At 61.8% G+C, this 17,745-nt stretch carries 17 protein-coding genes; 14 read left to right on the forward strand and 3 right to left on the reverse strand.

The window, feature by feature from the left end; translation table 11 throughout:
• Positions 1-4 precede the first annotated feature (4 nt).
• Positions 5-862, reverse strand: a complete 858-nt coding sequence (gene rsmI, locus AADW23_RS01010; RefSeq protein ID WP_341862671.1) for a 16S rRNA (cytidine(1402)-2'-O)-methyltransferase — start codon at positions 860-862, stop codon at positions 5-7.
• A gap of 198 nt (positions 863-1,060) precedes the next feature.
• On the opposite strand from rsmI, the gene AADW23_RS01015 reads away from it, so the two are divergent.
• From AADW23_RS01015 to murJ, 3 genes are read left to right on the forward strand one after another with little or no spacing between them, the layout of a single operon-like run.
• Positions 1,061-2,227 (forward strand): ABC transporter substrate-binding protein, encoded by a 1,167-nt coding sequence (locus AADW23_RS01015; RefSeq protein WP_341862672.1) that lies wholly within the window; start codon positions 1,061-1,063, stop codon positions 2,225-2,227.
• Entirely contained in the window at positions 2,181-5,018 is a 2,838-nt protein-coding gene (locus AADW23_RS01020) for a [protein-PII] uridylyltransferase (protein WP_341862673.1), read from the forward strand. Before AADW23_RS01015 ends, AADW23_RS01020 begins: the two co-directional genes overlap by 47 nt.
• 50 nt (positions 5,019-5,068) lie before the next feature.
• Positions 5,069-6,631 carry a murein biosynthesis integral membrane protein MurJ gene (murJ, locus tag AADW23_RS01025; protein WP_341864366.1) on the forward strand — a complete coding sequence of 521 codons (1,563 nt, stop codon included), beginning with the start codon at positions 5,069-5,071 and terminating at the stop codon, positions 6,629-6,631.
• Between the two features lie 7 nt (positions 6,632-6,638).
• On the opposite strand, the gene AADW23_RS01030 is transcribed toward murJ, so the two are convergent.
• Positions 6,639-7,061 (reverse strand): hypothetical protein, encoded by a 423-nt coding sequence (locus AADW23_RS01030; RefSeq protein WP_341862674.1) that lies wholly within the window; start codon positions 7,059-7,061, stop codon positions 6,639-6,641.
• Positions 7,062-7,083: 22 nt separating this feature from the next.
• Complete coding sequence (locus tag AADW23_RS01035; protein WP_341862675.1) at positions 7,084-7,767, reverse strand: rhomboid family intramembrane serine protease; 684 nt, start codon at positions 7,765-7,767, stop codon at positions 7,084-7,086.
• Positions 7,768-7,875: 108 nt separating this feature from the next.
• Between AADW23_RS01035 and trpS the strand changes: the two genes are divergently transcribed.
• The 11 genes from trpS (at position 7,876) to AADW23_RS01090 (ending at position 17,744) form a co-directional block, all read left to right on the forward strand.
• Positions 7,876-8,901, forward strand: a complete 1,026-nt coding sequence (gene trpS, locus AADW23_RS01040) for a tryptophan--tRNA ligase (protein WP_341862676.1) — start codon at positions 7,876-7,878, stop codon at positions 8,899-8,901.
• A gap of 78 nt (positions 8,902-8,979) precedes the next feature.
• On the forward strand, positions 8,980-9,501 hold the full coding sequence (locus tag AADW23_RS01045) for a VOC family protein (protein WP_341862677.1): 522 nt from the start codon (positions 8,980-8,982) through the stop codon (positions 9,499-9,501).
• Between the two features lie 382 nt (positions 9,502-9,883).
• Complete coding sequence (locus AADW23_RS01050) at positions 9,884-10,747, forward strand: branched-chain amino acid aminotransferase (protein ID WP_341862678.1); 864 nt, start codon at positions 9,884-9,886, stop codon at positions 10,745-10,747.
• Between the two features lie 60 nt (positions 10,748-10,807).
• Positions 10,808-11,263 (forward strand): universal stress protein, encoded by a 456-nt coding sequence (locus AADW23_RS01055; protein WP_341862679.1) that lies wholly within the window; start codon positions 10,808-10,810, stop codon positions 11,261-11,263.
• Between the two features lie 126 nt (positions 11,264-11,389).
• Positions 11,390-11,953, forward strand: a complete 564-nt coding sequence (locus AADW23_RS01060) for a NifU family protein (RefSeq protein WP_341862680.1) — start codon at positions 11,390-11,392, stop codon at positions 11,951-11,953.
• A 105-nt stretch (positions 11,954-12,058) separates the two neighbouring features.
• Positions 12,059-12,706: a tRNA (adenosine(37)-N6)-threonylcarbamoyltransferase complex dimerization subunit type 1 TsaB gene (gene tsaB, locus AADW23_RS01065; RefSeq protein ID WP_341862681.1), complete on the forward strand. Its 648-nt coding sequence runs from the start codon at positions 12,059-12,061 to the stop codon at positions 12,704-12,706.
• Between the two features lie 5 nt (positions 12,707-12,711).
• Positions 12,712-13,128: a GNAT family N-acetyltransferase gene (locus tag AADW23_RS01070; RefSeq protein ID WP_341862682.1), complete on the forward strand. Its 417-nt coding sequence runs from the start codon at positions 12,712-12,714 to the stop codon at positions 13,126-13,128.
• A gap of 179 nt (positions 13,129-13,307) precedes the next feature.
• The gene (locus AADW23_RS01075; protein WP_341862683.1) at positions 13,308-14,306 is read left to right on the forward strand and encodes a BMP family ABC transporter substrate-binding protein; all 999 of its coding nucleotides are present in this window, start codon (positions 13,308-13,310) and stop codon (positions 14,304-14,306) included.
• A 103-nt stretch (positions 14,307-14,409) separates the two neighbouring features.
• Positions 14,410-15,960, forward strand: a complete 1,551-nt coding sequence (locus tag AADW23_RS01080; protein WP_341862684.1) for an ABC transporter ATP-binding protein — start codon at positions 14,410-14,412, stop codon at positions 15,958-15,960.
• 64 nt (positions 15,961-16,024) lie between these two features.
• A complete protein-coding gene (locus AADW23_RS01085) occupies positions 16,025-17,104 on the forward strand; it encodes an ABC transporter permease (protein WP_341864367.1) in 1,080 nt (359 codons plus the stop codon).
• Between the two features lies 1 nt (position 17,105).
• On the forward strand, positions 17,106-17,744 hold the full coding sequence (locus AADW23_RS01090) for a LysE family translocator (RefSeq protein ID WP_341862685.1): 639 nt from the start codon (positions 17,106-17,108) through the stop codon (positions 17,742-17,744).
• Position 17,745 lies beyond the last annotated feature (1 nt).

Below are 17,745 nucleotides of genomic sequence, written 5' to 3' on the forward strand. Positions count from 1 at the left end.
CCCCTTAGCCGCCGTTTTTCAGCCGCAGCCCCAGTTGATACACGTCCCGTTTGGACATCCCCAACATCTCGGCCACATGGTTTGACGCGGCTTTCAGCGGCATGTCTTCCAACGCTATGGTCAGGGCCGTTTCCACATCCTGTTCCGATGGGGTCTGGGCTGTGGCGCGGCCGATCACCACCACGATTTCGCCCTTCAACGTACGGTCCGCCAGCAACTCTCGGACCTGTCCACAGGTGCCGCGTATCACTTCTTCGAAACGTTTGGTCAGTTCCCGGCAAATCGCCACCTCTCGATCATCGCCCAGAGCCTCGCACAATTCACCTAACATTCGGTGAATGCGTTTGGGGCTTTCATAGACGATCACCGTGGCCCCCGCCGCATCGAGGCCGTTGAGCCACTTCGCCCGAGCGCCCGTCTGGCTCGGCGCAAAGCCCGCGAACAAGAACCGATCCGATGCAAGGCCCGACACCGTCAAGGCAGCCAGTGCGGCCGACGGGCCGGGGGCGGAAAATACCGAATAGCCCGCATCAATCACAGCGCGTCCCAATTGATAGCCGGGATCGGCGACCAAGGGCGTGCCCGCCTCGGAGACATAGGCCACGGACAGACCCTTATCCAACGCGCCCAACACACGGGGCCGCGCCTCTGCGCCATTGTGGTCGTGGTAGGGAATCATCGGGCGGCCGTTGACCGGCACGCCGTGAATTTCCATCAGCTTGCGGGCCGTTCGCGTGTCTTCGGCGGCAATGACATCCGCCCCGCGCAACACATCCAGGGCACGAAGGGTGATATCACGGGCCGAGCCAATGGGCGTGGCCACAAAATGCAGGCCGGGGGCGATGGAAATGGCCACGCTCATGGGCGTGCCTCCGCCTGCGGTGAAACAATGCGGTCCTCTCCCATTGAAATGGCCCGGCATTCCGGTCCATTAGCCAAGCCGAGGGGCATGCGGCATCGGGTGTTGCGTTTACTTGAACGGATTATCGCCGTAGCGTGCATCTGCGGGCCTCTCGCCACGTCTATTTCTGTTATGCCTCTTGGGGAGGGCCTTCATCCTATGGTTTCCGGTTTCAGCACACTTCGCAACCCGCTGCGCGCGTTGGTCGCCCTTCTTTTGTCTTTTGTCCTCACGGCCTGTCAGATCGGCGGCGGCCCTATTGGGCTCGGAACGGGGCCGCGTGTCGGCCAAACCGTTGAGGTCGCAATGCTTTTGCCCGTCAGCGGCTCGGGCGGGGACGCCCTGTTGGCGCGCAGTCTGGAAAACGCCGCACGTCTGGCCGCGGCCGATGTTGCCGGGTCCGCGACGATTGAGATCACCGTTTACGACACCGCAGGTAACGCGGCGACCGCGGCCACCCGCGCCCAAGAGGCCGTGTCGGCGGGCGCCGACGTCATCGTGGGCCCGCTTCGGTCCGATGCGGCCGCGGCTGTGGGTGTGGCTGTCGCGAACTCCAACATCGCGGTTCTAAGCTTCTCCAACAACACCGAGATCGCGGGCGGCAACGTCCTCGTGCTCGGCCACACGTTTGCCAACACCGCTTCGCGAATCGTGACCTATTCGGCCCGCCAAGGCCGCGGCAATATCGTGCTGGTTCACGCCAACAACCTGGCCGGTGAGGTTGCCCGCGACGCCGTGCGCAGTGCAGCTTCCCGGTCCGGCGCGACGATCACAGCAACCGTTCCTTACGAGTTCAGCCAGAATGGCGTGGTGAACGCCGTGCCACAGGTCGTGTCTGCGGTGCGCTCTGGTGGTAACGCCATTCTCCTGTCGTCCAACAGCGCCGGTGCCTTGCCGTTGTTCGCACAGCTTCTGCCCGAGAATGGGTTGGATACCTCCAGCATTCAAATGATGGGCCTGACCCGTTGGGATATCCCACCCGCAACGCTTCAATTCACCGGCTTGCAAGGTGGTTGGTTTGCGCTGCCAGACCCCAACGCCACGGCCAGCTTCAATGCTCGCTACGCCGCTGTAAACGGGGGCGCGCCCCATACCCTTGGCGGGCTTGGCTATGACGCCATCCGCGCCATTGCAGCAACAGCAGCTTCGGGCCGTATGGGGTCTGCGGATCTGATTGCGGCAGGCCAGATTGACGGTTCCGGCGGCGCGTTCCGCTTCCTTAACAACGGCACAATCGAACGGGCATTGGCCGTGGCCGAGATTGCAAACCAACAGGTAAATGTCATTGACCCTGCCCCAAGCAGACTTGGCGGTGCCGGCTTCTGACCGGCCGCTAAATCCAAGCCTTTCCGCTGCTTCCTCTCCGGGTACGCTTCTGCTGCCCGGAGACGAGATTATTGACCGATCGGCCGTGGCCGCGCGCATAGATGCCGCTTGCCTTGATGCCAAAGGCGCCAGCGCCGTTCGCGCCGCCACGGTGGCCGCGCTGGCAGACGCCCAGAAATCCGCGCGGGCGGCCTTGGCCGCGGCGATCACCGCACAGCCCCTTGCCGCGCGTCGGGCGACCCGGTCCTACGCCTATCTAACCGACGTGCTGGTGACCGAGGTATTGCGTGTCGCCCAGACCTACCTTCACCCCACCAACATCCAATCGGAGGCCGAACGGATCGCCGTTATGGCCGTGGGCGGCTATGGCCGTGCCGAAATGGCCCCTTTCTCTGATGTGGACCTGCTGTTCCTGACCCCTTGGAAAGTGACGGGAAAGATCGAAAGCATCATCGAAAGCACGCTCTACATGCTTTGGGATTTGCGCCTGAGGGTTGGGCATTCCTCTCGGACCATCAAGGATTGCCTGCGCTTGGGGCGGGAAGACTACACGATCCGCACGACCTTTCTGGAGATGCGCCACCTGAGCGGCGATGAACAGCTGAGCGCTGAACTGCAAACCACCCTGCGTGAGCAATTGTTCGACGGCACCACCGGCGAGTTCATCGAGGCCAAGCTGGAAGAGCGCGCCACCCGTCACAAGAAGCAGGGCGGTCAGCGCTACGTGGTGGAACCGAACGTCAAGGAAGGCAAAGGCGGTCTGCGGGATTTGCAGACACTCTATTGGATCGCGAAGTATGAACACAACGTCGTCAAGGCGGCGGAACTGGTGGAGCTTGATGTTTTCCACCCCGAAGAATTCCAAGCCTTCGACGCCGCCGAGCGGTTCGTTTGGGCCGTGCGCTGCCATCTGCATCTGATTGCGGGTCGGGCCCAGGATGTCCTGAGCTTTGACATGCAAGTCGAAGTGGCTGAACGCCTCGGCTACGAGGACCACTCGGGCCGCCGCGCGGTGGAACATTTCATGCAGGATTACTTCCTTCATGCCACCCAAGTGGGCGAGTTGACGCGCATCTTCCTGACCGAACTGGAAGCCCGCCACGTGAAGCAGGAACCGGCCATTCTTGGGTTTCTGCGCGGCGTGACCCGCCGCAAGCGCCTGAAGCCCGGCTATGCCCTGCGCCAGAACCGCCTTGATATCCAGTCCCCCGAGACGTTCTTTGAAGACCCGCTGAACATCTTGCGGCTGTTTGAAGAAGGCCTGCGCACCGGCTACCTGATCCACCCCAACGCCATGCGCGAAGCGACCGCACGGCTGGATCTGATCGACGACACGATGCGCCGTAACAAGGAAGCCAACCGGATTTTCCTTGACCTGATGTTGAAGCACGGCAACCCGGAACGCGCCCTGCGCCGGATGAACGAGCTTGGCGTTCTGGCCGCCTTCATGCCGGAATTCGCCCATATCGTGGCGATGATGCAGTTCAACATGTACCACAGCTACACCGTGGACGAGCATACGATTCAGGTCGTCTCGACGCTGGCCCAGATCGAACGCGAGGAACTGGTCGAGGAACTGCCCCTGGTCTCGGGCGTGCTCAAGCGCGGTGTCAATCGCAAGGTGCTGTTCGTGGCTTGCCTGCTCCATGATATCGGCAAGGGCCGGAACGAGGATCACTCGATCCTCGGCGCGCGCATGGCGCGTAGCATCGCGCCCCGATTGGGGCTGAAACCAGCGGAATGCGAAACCGTTGAATGGCTGGTCCGCTACCATCTGTTGATGTCCGACATGGCACAGAAACGCGATATCGCGGACCCGCGCACCGTGCGCGACTTTGCCAAGGCGGTAAAAACACGCGAACGGCTGGATCTGCTGACCGTTTTGACCGTGTGCGATATTCGCGGCGTTGGGCCAAACACCTGGAACAACTGGAAAGCGACGCTGATCCGGGCACTGCACAGCTCTACCGCGATGGCTTTGGAAACCGGGCTCGAAGATCTCAACCGGGAACAATTGGAGGGCGAGGCCAAGAAACGCCTGCGCGCCGCCCTGAAGGACTGGAAGAAGGCCGCCATCAAGACCGAAGTGGACCGCCACTATGGCCCCTATTGGCAGGGGCTAGATCTGCAAACGCAGATGACCTTCGCCAAGATGCTCAGCGGCCTGAAAGCAACCGAGATCAAAATCGACACCAAGCAAGACGAAGACCGCGACGCCACGCGGATTTGCTTTGCGCTGGCCGATCACCCCGGCATCTTCTCCCGCCTTGCGGGCGCGATCAGCCTTGTGGGGGCCAATGTGGTGGACGCGCGGACCTATACGTCGAAAGATGGCTACGCCACGGCGGTGTTCTGGGTGCAGGATGGCGATGGCCACCCCTACGAAAAGGCGCGTCTGCCGCGTTTGACTTCGATGATCCGCAAGACCCTGCGCGGCGAAGTCGTCGCCTCGGAAGCAATGGAAAAACGCGACAAGATCAAAAAGCGTGAACGCCCCTTCGATGTGCCCACAACGATCACTTTCGATAACGAAGGGTCTGAGATCTACACGATCATCGAGGTCGATACCCGGGATCGTCCCGGTCTGCTATATGACCTGACCAAAACACTGGCGGCGGCGAATATCTACATCTCTTCGGCCACCATCGCGACCTACGGTGTACAGGTCGTGGATACTTTCTACGTGAAGGATATGTTCGGGTTGAAGCTGCATTCCGTACCGCGCCGTGCCGCGTTGGAGAAGAAATTGCGCGACGCCATTGCACGGGTTGCAGAACGGGCTGGCGCGTAGTGGAGCCCGCCCGCCCAACCACGCCAAGCGGCAGCGCCAAGCCGATCCGCATGATGCGCGGGATTTTCACCGTCGGCTTCTGGACATTGGCCAGCCGTATCTTCGGCTTTGCCCGTGACATCCTGATCGGCGCGTTTCTAGGCGCGGGCCCCGTGGCCGAAGCGTTCCTGATCGCCTTTGCCCTGCCGAACATGTTCCGCCGCTTCTTTGCCGAAGGCGCGTTCAACACCGCCTTTGTGCCGATGTTCTCCAAGAAGGTGGAAGACGGCTCGGATGCGGAAGGATTTGCGCAAGATGCCTTCTCGGGCCTTGCCTCGATCCTGATCGTTCTGACCCTTGTGGCGCAGCTCGCCATGCCTTGGCTGGTGCTGGCCATGGCGGGCGGTTTCGCGGGGGATGAGAGGTTTCCCCTGACCGTCGATTATGGCCGCATCGCTTTCGTCTATATCCTGTTCATCTCTCTCGCGGCGCTGTTCTCGGGCATGTTGAACGCCACGGGGCGTTTCGCCGCCGCCGCCGCCGCGCCGGTGCTGCTGAATATCATTCTCGTGGGGGTGCTTCTTGGGGTGTCATGGTCGGTGCCGGACGGCAAGATGACCACCCTTGTGGACCCGGCCGAGGCCTATGGCCGCGCCCTCATATGGGCGGTGCCCGTGGCGGGGATCGCGCAAATGGCGCTGGTCTGGTTCGCCGTGTACCGGGAAGGATATCGGATCAACCTGCGCCTGCCGCGCCTGACGCCCGACATGCGCAAACTGGCCCTGATCGCCCTGCCTGCCATGCTGGCGGGGGGCGTAGTGCAGGTAAACCTGTTGGTGGGGCGGTTCGTGGCGAGCTATTTTGAGGGCGCGATTGCGTGGCTCTACTACGCCGACCGTCTGTATCAGCTGCCCTTGGGCGTCGTGGGCATCGCCATTGGCATCGTGCTGCTGCCCGACCTGTCGCGCCGTCTGCGGGCGGGAGATGACGCAGGCGGGCGTTTCGCGTTCTCTCGCGCCGGAGAGCTGTCGATGGCCCTCACCATTCCGGCGGCGGTGGCCTTGGCGGTCATCTCGGTGCCGCTGGTCTCGGTCCTGTTCGAGCGCGGAGAGTTCACTTCTGACGATACCGCAGCCACGGCGCTGGCGCTGACGGTCTATGCATTTGGCCTGCCGGCCTTCGTGCTGCAAAAGGTGCTGCAACCGGTTTACTTCGCCCGCGAAGACACCCGCCGGCCGTTTCATTATGCGTTGGTAGCGATGTTCGTGAACGCCCTTGTGGCGATCGGTCTGTCGGTCTTCATCGGCTTTCTGGGGGCGGCCATTGCCACCACGGCGGCAGCTTGGGTTATGGTAGGGTTGCTTTCACGCGGGCGGCGCGGTTTGGGCGACGTGGCGCAATTCGACGACCGTTTCCGAACCCGGATCTGGCGCATCTGCGCGGCTTCGGTCGCGATGGGGATCGTGCTATTTGCCAGCGCCCTGATGCTTGGCCCGTTCTTTGGTGAACCGGGCCTTCGCTACGTGGCGCTGGCGCTTTTGGTGGCCCTTGGCCTTGTCAGCTACTTCGGCTTCGCCCGCCTTTTCGGTGCGTTCAACCTGCGCGAGCTTCGCGGCACCATGCGGGGCCACTAGGCCCCGATCACATGGGCCGCAAAGTGCCCGAGTAACGGTCGATGTTGCCGGTGCTCCCGTAGAAGTTCAGGCCAATGCGGTTGCCGTCCAGGCGGAAGTCCAGGCAGTCTTCCTCGTCATCGGGACGAAGCGCGCCACGGGCATCCTGCACGGCAAAGGTCGTGCAGAATTGCCCGCTTGGGCTGACCCGCCACAGCATCCAGCCCTCCATGCCCTCGTCGCCCTCAAAGGCGTTGAAACGGACCCGCGCCGCGCCGCTATCATACAATTGCAACCGCACGGTTTCCCCGGTGCGTTGGTTCGCGTCGTCATAGCCGCGCAGGTTCAGCACCTGGCCAGACAACTGCGCCCGCAGCGCATCGGCGTTTTGCGCCACTACGGGTGTGGCTATGGCACCTGCGGCCAATGCCGCGCTCAGAAATAGCTTCATGCTTGTGTCTTTCCTCAATCCATTACCGCTGACGCAACCGCGACAACATGCGACGCCAACCGCCGGGGCTGACCACAAACGACAGGGCCAACCCCGTCACGAACCCCGAGAAATCGGCCACGACGTTGCCGAACTCTCCGTTGATCAGGCCAAACAGCAGTTGGATCGCCAAGAGCACCCCAATCAAGGAGAACGCGCGCATCTGCCCCGTGCCCTCGGCCTCGGCCCGCATCCAAACCAAGAAGGTAAACGCGCCGATTAGCCCGTAAACGCCGGGGTAGCCGCCGAGCAACGGGTACTCGCTGTTGGTGAAAATCACGAAGCCAAGCGCCCCCATGACGGAAGAGAACCAGAAGACGGCAAGGAAGGCCGCGACCGAATAGACCTCGGCCACCATCTTGCCGAGGGCGAGGATGAACACCACCACAAAGGCCGCGTGGATAAAGCTGCCGTGGATCAGCGGGTAAGCAATGAAGCGCACCAGATGCCCCGCCGGATATTGCCCGGTGGAGGTCATCCAATCCCAGACCGCGTTCAACACGGCGTAATCCTGGATCGCTGCCAATCGCCAGCCGACGCCGCCCTGGCCGCCCAGAAATCCCGCAGTGGCGGCTTGGAACATGATCTCCAGCCCGAAAATCACCACCGCAAGGGCCACAACCACAGGGGGCAGCGCGTTGAACGGCGAGGTGTTGTTTTGGTCCATGGCAACGGTCCCTTGGTTGACGATCCGTGCCCTCATGGGTAAGCCCGATGGCGCTGATTGGCCAGTAGGGCCGGCGCAATTATTCAAGCGTTTCAAGGGACGACGACCATGGCCGAGACACAGTTCAAACCACGGGCATTCTCGGGCATCCAGCCTTCGGGCGGGTTGACCCTTGGTAACTATCTGGGCGCGTTGAAACGCTTTGCCCAAACGCAGGATGCTGGCACCCACGAAACGATTTTCTGCATGGTCGACATGCACGCCATCACGGCGCGCCTTCTGTCCCCCGATGAGTTGCGCAACAACACGCGCGAGCTGTGCGCAGGCTTCCTTGCGTCTGGTGTGGACCCTGAGAAATCCATCCTGATCAACCAATCCCAAGTGCCGGAACACGCGCAACTTGCCTGGATTTTCAACTGCGTCGCCCGCATGGGCTGGATGAACCGCATGACCCAGTGGAAAGACAAATCCGGCAAGGATACGGAAGGGGCCTCTCTTGGGTTGTTGGCCTATCCGGCGCTGATGGCGGCGGACATTCTGATCTATCATGCCACCCATGTTCCCGTGGGCGATGACCAGAAACAGCATCTGGAGCTGACGCGCGATATCGCCGCCAAGTTCAATCACGACTACGGCGTTGATTTCTTCCCCATCACCGAGCCGGTGATTGAGGGTGCCGCGACGCGCGTGATGAACCTGCAAGACGGCACCAAGAAGATGTCGAAGTCCGACCCGGCCGACAAGACACGCATCAACATGACCGACGACGCCGATACGATTGCCAAGAAGATCAAGAAGGCCAAGACGGACCCGGACCCTCTGCCCGATGCGGTGGCTGGTCTGGCCGATCGCCCCGATGCCCGCAATCTGGTGAACATCTACGCCGCTCTGGCGGATATTGATCCGCAAGTCGTGCTGGATGAGCACGCGGGCGCGTTGTTTGGCCACTTCAAGGTGGCTTTGGCGGATCTGGCGGTGGCAAAGCTGTCTCCGATCTCCGACGAGATGTCCCGGCTGATGGATGACCCCGCCGAGATCGACCGCATCCTTGGCCGTGGCGCCGAGCGGGCGCGGGAGATCACGGTGCCGATCCTAGAGAAGACCTACGACATCGTCGGGATGCTGCGCAGTTAAGCGCAGAACCTGTGCGCCCATGGCGCTTGCTCCTTCGCCCCATCGCCCACACCTTTGGGCGATCCGAAGGAGACCACGATGACTGCCATAGCCCCTGCCGGCACCCGCGTCGGCCATATTCACTTGAAGGTGGCGGATCTTGACCGCGCCATCGCGTTCTACGAGGGCGTCCTTGGGTTTCCGGTGACCTTGCGCATGGGCAACAGCGCCGCGTTTTTGGGCGCGGGCGGGTATCACCACCATATCGGGCTGAATGTGTGGGAAAGCCGGGGTGCCGCACCGCCACCTCCGGGGCATAGTGGGCTGTACCATGGCGCCTACCTCTACCCCGATCGCGTTGCCTTGTCCGATGTTATCCAACGGGTTGCGGAGGCCGGTATTCCCTTTGACGGGGCTGCCGACCACGGCGTGTCTGCGGCGGTCTATCTGCGCGACCCCGATGGCAACGGGGTGGAGCTTTACGTCGATCACCCAAGGGATGAATGGCCAACGGATGCAGAGGGCAATTTGACGATGGTAAACGCGCCCCTGTCGATCCGCGATTACGTGGCCGAAACCAAGGAAATGTTGGCCGATGGCAGGCTGAAACGGGCCGGCTAAGGGCGGCGAAAGCCCATTACGTGGCGTCGTTTTTCGGTCTTCGGCTATCGATTTCAATTCGTTAACTGGACATTAACTCAAGTCGCTGCATATAAGATTGCAGCAAAACCAGACATCGCTATCCATTTTAGGGGAACTGTATGAACAGGCGTCTCGATAATCGCACCGACTCTACCCATGTGACAGACCGTATCGCGGCCACCGCCACGACCGTCCGTCCTAAGCAGGCCAAACCAGCCCGCACAGAACACAAGAGCGCGCGGGCGACCGCACATTCTGCCGCCCCCAAAGGGGTTAGCATGGACTACCAGATGGGCTTCACCTCTGGACCTTCGGTCTAAGCTCGGCTTACGTTCCCCCCAACTCATTTGGGGGAACTTCGATGGCCATTGGAACCAACATCAAAACTTACTTCGACGGCGCTTGGCACGATGCCGATGTGCCCGTCATTCGGGCCGGTGACCATGCCTCCTGGCAGGCCACGACGGTCTTTGACGGCGCCCGCTATGTAAACGGCCTGGCGCCCGATCTCTTGGCCCATTGTGAACGGGTCGTCCGCTCGGCCCGTGCGCTGTCCCTCAACCCCGGCCTGACGGGGCAAGAGGTTTTCGACATCGCTTGGGAAGGGCTCAGCCGCTACCCCAAGGACGTTGCGGTCTACGTGCGCCCGAACTTCTTTGGCATTGATGGCGGCCCCTACGGGATCATTCCAGCCGAGACAGAAGCCGGGTTCTTCATGTGCCTTGAAGAAGTTCCCATGGCGGCGCCCGATGCAGCCTCCCGGCTGGCGACAACGCAATTCCACCGCCCCGTGTTGGCCACCGCTGTTCTGGATGCCAAGGCCGGATGCCTATACCCCAACAATGCGCGGATGCTGATGGAGGCCCGCGCCAAACGCTATGACAATGCGCTGGTGACCGATGCCCTTGGCAACGTTGCCGAGACCGCCACGGCGAACATTTTCATGGCCCGCGACGGAGAGGTCTTTACCCCCGTGCCCAACGGTACCTTCCTCAATGGGATCACCCGCCAGCGCCACATCTCCAACCTGCGTGCCGATGGCGTGACCGTCCATGAAGCGGTGCTGACCTTTGATGATTTCCGCGCCGCCGATGAGGTGTTCATGTCCGGTAACCTCAACAAAGTGACACCGGTTCTTGAATTTGACGGGACCCATTATCAGCACGGCTCCATCACCAAGCGAGCCCGGCAACTGTACTGGGATTGGGCGAGTTCGGCCGCGTAAACCGCTAGACAGGCGCGGCTGCAATCGTCATGGTCGGTCCTCGGAAAAGGGACCAAGCTCATGCGTAAATTTCTCGTCGTCCTCGATGACACCCGTGAATGCCTGAACGCCATGCGATTTGCCGCCATGCGCGCCCATAATACCGGCGGCGGGGTGGAAATCCTGTCGGTGATCCCGCCCGATGAATTCAACCACTGGATCGGCGTTGGTGACATCATGCGCGCCGAGGCTCGCGAACGGATCGAGGCGCATTTCAACGTCTTCGCCAAGTGGATGCGCGACAAGCAAGACATTGATCCGACCCTGGTGATCCGCGAAGGCGTGCCGGAAGAGCAGATCCTTGCCCATATCGAGGCCGACAAGGAAATCGGCGTGCTGGTGCTGGGGGCGAACTCGGGCAAAGGCGGGCCGGGGCCGCTGGTGACGGCGATGACGAAGATGGCGGGCAACCTGCCCGCGCCGTTGACGATTGTACCGGTGGAGCTGAGCAAAGAGCAGTTGGAAGCGATTACCTGAAATCAGGATATCGTTCGCGACGGCAGCTCTGCGATCACAGAATTTCCACTTTAGAATGATTCCAAGTCACTTGACTCTGCGCCCTACCGGTCGCATATCTGACACAACCAGTAAGGATATGCCCCCATGTTCATTCAAACCGAATCCACGCCGAACCCCGCGACCCTGAAATTCTTGCCCGGCCAGTCCGTGCTGGAAATGGGTACCGCTGATTTCCCGACTTCCGAGACCTCGGGGAAATCGCCTCTCGCATCGCGAATCTTTGCGGTTGAAGGCGTGACAGGCGTGTTCTTCGGCACCGACTTTGTGACGGTGACCAAGGCCGAAGCGGTGGAGTGGGACCATGTGAAGCCCGCCATCCTTGGCGCAATCATGGAGCATTACCAGTCGGGCGACCCCGTAATGAAGGGTGATGAGCAAGCCGCTGGCGGCCACGCCGAGCATTCCGGGGAAGACGGTGAAATCGTCGGCCAGATCAAAAGCCTGCTGGATACCCGCGTGCGCCCCGCCGTGGCCCAAGACGGCGGCGACATCACATTCCACGGCTTCGATCGCGGCGTGGTTTACCTGCATATGCAGGGTGCTTGTGCCGGATGCCCCTCGTCCACACTGACCCTGAAAATGGGGATCGAGAACCTGCTGCGCCACTACATTCCTGAAGTGGTGGAAGTGCGCCCCGTTAACACCTGAAGACATACGCGTGGGCGGGCCGCACACAGGCCCGCCGCGCACCGCCCTGCCCTTCGACTTAGCCTCCGCTTGCAAGGCAAGGGCAACAGCGGCTAAGCCGCTGCCATGGCGCATCCTGTTATTCTCGCTTTTGATACCTCTGGCCCGTGGCTCGGAACCGCGCTTTTGCGCGACGGGGACGTTTGTGCCGCTCATTACGTCGACATGAAGAAGGGTCAGGCCGAACATTTGATGCCCCTGATCCAGCAAACCTTGCGCGAGGCGGAGGTAGGCTTGCCTGAACTCGACGCCGTGGGTGTGGGCATCGGGCCGGGGAATTTCACCGGAATTCGCATCTCGGTCTCGGCGGCAAGGGGAATGGCACTGGCCCTTGGGGTGCCTGCGATTGGGGTGAGCCTTCTGGATGCACTGGCCTACGGCGCGCCCCGGCCCTGCCTTGCCACGATCAACGCGCCCCGCGACATGGCCTACGTGCAAAGCTTCGGAGACAGCGTGGCACGGCCTGCGACGATGATCGCGAAGGCGGACATGGCCGATTGGATCACACCGGGGATCACGCTGATCGGGCAGGACTCACCGGAACTCTCGCAGGCCCTTGGCATCCCCCATGCCCCCGCCGCCTTTGCGCCCGCCTCTGCCATTGCCCACATCGCAGCGGAACGGCTTGCGACGCCGCAACCTCGGCCCGCGCCGCTTTATATCAAGCCCGCCGACGCGGCCCCGTCGCGCGAACAGGGGCCGACGATCCTGTGAAACCCATGACCCCGGCACGCATGGCAGCGCTTCACGCCGCAAGTTTCCCGCGCGGCTGGTCGGAAGCAGAGCTGACGCAACTTCTGGACAAACCCACGACGCTGCTGGCCTGTACCGAAGCGGGTTTCGCGATCCTGCAAGTGATTGCGCCGGAAGCGGAGGTGTTGACGATTGTGGTCGATCCGGCCCTGCGCGGGCAAGGCGAGGGCCAACGGCTCCTCGGGCAAGCCCTCCTCGCCGCATCACAACGGGGGGTATCGCAGGTCTTTCTAGAGGTTGATGCCCACAATGCCCCAGCCTTGGCGCTTTACGCCGCAGCGGGATTCGACCGCACAGGCCGACGCAAAGGCTACTACGCCCATCCCGATGGCAGCCGCAGCGATGCCGTGCTTATGGCCACTACCCTACCTGCAGGCACGTAGCGTAAAGCGGCGCTTTCACACCCCTTGTTTAGCGGAATCGGCTTGACCCCCCGGTCACCCTTTGCCCTTATTCCCCATGAGGATTCCGCCAACCGGCGGAGGACCACGTGATTGGGGACGCAAGGCCACGATAAGGCCCGATAATATGCGCCCCGTAACCTGACCTGGGAGACGACCCTATGACCATGATGAAAACCCTGCTCGGCGCTTGCGCCACGCTTGCCATTACAGCCACCGGCGTTCTGGCCGACGGCCCTGCGATCATCTTTGACCTTGGCGGCAAGTTTGACCGCTCGTTCAACGAAAGCGCCTTCAACGGTGCCGAGCGTTGGGCCGAGGAAACCGGCGGCACCTACCGTGAGATCGAGCTTCAGAACGACGCTCAGCGCGAGCAAGCCATGCGCCGCCTGGCCGAGGCGGGCTCCAACCCCATCGTGATGGCGGGCTTCAGCCAGGCCTCTGCGCTGGAAGTTGTGGCACCTGACTACCCTGACACCACCTTCGTCATCATCGACGGTGTGGTTGACGCGCCAAACGTCCAATCCATCATCTTCTCCGAGCATGAAGGGTCGTACCTTGTGGGCATGATGGCCGGCATGGCGTCGGAAACCGGCACGGTTTCCTTCGTCGGCGGCATGGACATCCCGCTGATCTCTCGCTTCGCTTGTGGCTATGCCCAAGGCGCGGTTGCGGCTAACCCCGATGCGACGGTTATCGCCAACATGACAGGCACAACGCCTGCCGCTTGGAACGACCCGGTACGCGGTGGCGAGCTGACGCGCGGTCAGATCGGCCAAGGCTCTGACGTTGTGTTCGCCGCCGCAGGCGGCACCGGCTTGGGCGTTCTGCAAACCGCGACGGACGAAGGCATCCTGTCCATCGGCGTTGACGCCAACCAGAACTACCTGCACCCCGGTTCGGTCCTGACCTCCATGGTCAAGCGCGTGGACGTGGCTGTTTATGACAGCTTCACCAACGCCGATTCCATTGAGCCCGGCATCTTCGTTTATGGCCTTGCCGAAAACGGCGTCGGCTACTCGATGGACGAGTTCAACGCAGAGCTGGTCACAGAAGAGATGATCGCAGCCGTTGACGCGGCGCGCGAGCAGATCATCGCGGGCGAAATTTCGGTTCACAACTACACCGACGACGGCTCCTGCCCCGTCGAGATGCAGTAAGCACCGGATTGTCGGGCCCTTTGCGGCCCGACCTTTCCGCACCAATTCGGGCCGCGCCCCATCCGGACGCGGCCCGTCTCCTTTCTTGCCAAGGACCGCGCGCATGACGGCACCTGCCCCCTCTCCGGCTATTGAACTCAAAGGCATTTCCAAGGCCTTTGGACCGGTTCAAGCAAATAAAGACATCTCTATTTCAGTGGCCAAGGGCACGATCCACGGGATCGTCGGAGAAAACGGCGCGGGCAAATCAACGCTGATGTCGATCCTTTACGGTTTCTACAAAGCAGATGCGGGCGAGATCTGGATCAACGGCAAACATACCCATATCCCCGACAGCCAGGCCGCCATTCGCGCCGGTATCGGGATGGTGCACCAGCACTTCAAACTGGTCGAGAATTTTAGCGTCGTGGAAAACGTGGTGCTTGGCGCCGAGGATGGCGCCATGTTGCAGCCTTCCCTGCGCAAGGCGCGGCGCATCCTGACGGAACTGGCCACGGAATACGGGCTGGACGTGGACCCGGATGCGATTGTCGAAGACCTGAGCGTTGGCCACCAGCAGCGGGTCGAAATCCTCAAGCAGTTGTATCGTCAGGCCGAAATCCTGATCCTCGATGAACCCACAGGGGTGCTGACCCCGGCCGAAGCGGACCAGTTGTTCCGCATCCTGGGACGTCTGAAGGAAGAGGGGAAGACGATCATCCTCATCACCCACAAACTGCGCGAGATCATGGATGTCACCGACACCGTGTCGGTCATGCGCCGGGGCGAGATGACGGCGACGGTGAAGACCGCCGAGACCTCACCCGCTGGATTGGCGGAGCTGATGGTGGGCCGCAAAGTGCTGCTGGAGGTGGACAAAGCCCCGCCGTCTGTGGGCGACGTTGTGCTGGACGTGAAGAACCTGCGCGTGGTGGACGCAACCGGGGTGGAACGGGTCAAAAGCATCTCGTTCCAGATCCGTGCCGGAGAGATTTTGGGTATCGCGGGCGTGGCAGGCAACGGTCAGTCCGAACTGCTGGAGGTGCTTGGCGGCATGATCCCCGCGACCTCGGGCGAGATCACGCTTCACGGCGAACCGATCGACATCACGGGCCGCTACAGCAACGGTCAAAGCCGCCGTGCCCGTGGCATCGGCCATGTGCCGGAAGATCGTCAGGTCGAAGGGCTGATCATGCCCTATGAGGCCTGGGAAAACGTGGCCTTTGGCTACCACCACGACCCGAAATACCAATCGGGGATGCTGATGAACAACGCGGCAATCAAAGCCGATTGCGCCGAGAAGATGGAGCGGTACGACGTGCGCCCCCCCAACCCCCGGCTTCCGGCGCGGAACTTCTCGGGCGGGAACCAGCAAAAGATCGTGGTCGCCCGCGAAATGGACCGCCAGCCCGAATTGCTGCTGGTCGGCCAACCCACGCGGGGCGTTGATATCGGCGCGATCGAGTTCATTCACAAGCAGATCATCGCCCTGCGCGATGCCGGCAAGGCCGTGCTGTTGGTGAGTGTGGAGCTGGATGAAATCCTCGGTCTCAGCGACCGCATCGCCGTGATGTTTGACGGCGAAATCAGCGGCGAGCGTCTGCCCGATGAAACCAACGAAGGTGATCTCGGCCTGTTGATGGCCGGTGTGAACGACAGCAAGGGGGCTGCGTAACATGGCCGAAACCACCTATATCGAGCGTATTTTCTTCGGCTCTGGCAAGACCACCTCGGGCGGGATGCCCATGTGGGCCGATGTGACGCTGATCCCGCTGATCTCGATCATCCTTGCGCTGATCGTGTCCGGGGCCGTTGTGGCCCTGATCGGCGAGAACCCGTTTCGCGCCATGACGATCATGATTAACGGCGCGTTTGGTTCGGCCTATGGCTGGGGCTACACGCTGTTTTATGCGACGAACTTCATGTTCACCGGCCTGTCCGTGGCCGTGGCCTTCCACGCCCGCCTGTTCAACATTGGCGGCGAAGGTCAGGCCTATGTGGCGGGCATCGGCGCGGCGGTTGCCTGCCTTCTGATCCCTTGGCCCCATTGGTCGCTTGCGCTGTTGGGCACCATTGTGCTGACCGCCCTTTGTGGCGCGGCTTGGGCCGCAATCCCGGCCTATCTGCAAGCCAAACGCGGCAGCCACATCGTGATTACCACGATCATGTTCAACTTTATCGCTGCGTCGCTGATGATCTATGTGCTCAACAACGTCTTCACGATCCCCGGCTCGGCTGAAACGGCCAGCATTCGTTTCCCCGAGGCCACCCACCTGCCCAATGCAGGGGAATTCGCAGGCTTTCTGGGCTTTCGCGCCTCGACCCCCCTGAACGTCAGCTTCTTTCTGGCGCTGCTTGCCGCTGTGGGCGTCTGGCTGCTGATCTGGCGCACGAAACTGGGGTACGAGATCCGTGCCTTTGGCCATTCGGAAACCGCTGCCGTCTATGCCGGGATCAACCCCGTCAAGATCACCATGATCGCCATGCTGATTTCAGGCGGTTTGGCGGGTCTTATGGCGGTCAATGCCGTGCAGGGCGAAAGTGAGCAGCTGCGGCTGGATTTCGTCGGCGGCGCGGGCTTCGTGGGCATCGCCGTGGCGCTTATGGGCCGTTCGCACCCCATTGGCATATGCCTTGCCGCGCTGCTGTTTGGAATGCTCTACCAAGGCGGCGCTGAATTGGCGTTCGAGATGCCCGCCGTCAACCGAGAGATGATCCTGGTGATCCAGGCCCTCGTGATCCTGTTCACCGGCGCGTTGGACAATATGGTTCGGATGCCGATGGAAAAACTTTTCCGCGCAATGCGGCGCCGGGGCTGACATGATGGAAACGCTCCTCCCCTTTTTGCCCGCCTTCGCCATTGCCTCTGGCATCTTGCTTGTCGGCGCCTCCTCTCCGGGGCCGGCTGTGGCGATGTTGATGGGCATTTCCGTGGGGCAAGGGCGCAGTGCCGGGCTGATCGCCTGTGCGGGCATCGCCACGGGGTCGGCCACGATCAACCTGCTGACGATTACGGGCGTCGGCCTGATCCTGAGCCAAGCCGCTTGGGCGATGATGGCGCTACGGGTCTTTGGGTCTGCCTATCTGCTCTATCTGGCCTATGGTGCGTTCAGAAAGGCGCTTCACCCGCCGAAGATCGCGGCGATCGAGGTGAAACGCCAAACTGCGCCTGCCCTGTTTGCCAAGGGCTATCTGCTGCAAATCACGAACCCGAAAGCCATCGCCTTTTGGCTGGCCATCGCGGGCGTCGGGGCCACGGCAAACGCGCCGCTGTGGGTGATTGGCCTGTTCATGGCGTCCATGTGGGTGATTTCCTTCGCCTGCCATGCCGCTTGGGCGCTGGCGCTGTCAGCGACGCCTGCGCGCCGCGCCTACCACCACACCCGCCGCTATATCGAGGGCGCCCTGGGCGCGTTCTTCACCTTCGCCGCCTTCAAACTTGCGACTACTCGGAGCTGAG

The sequence above is a fragment of the Gymnodinialimonas sp. 57CJ19 genome (assembly GCF_038396845.1).
GTDB lineage: Bacteria > Pseudomonadota > Alphaproteobacteria > Rhodobacterales > Rhodobacteraceae > Gymnodinialimonas.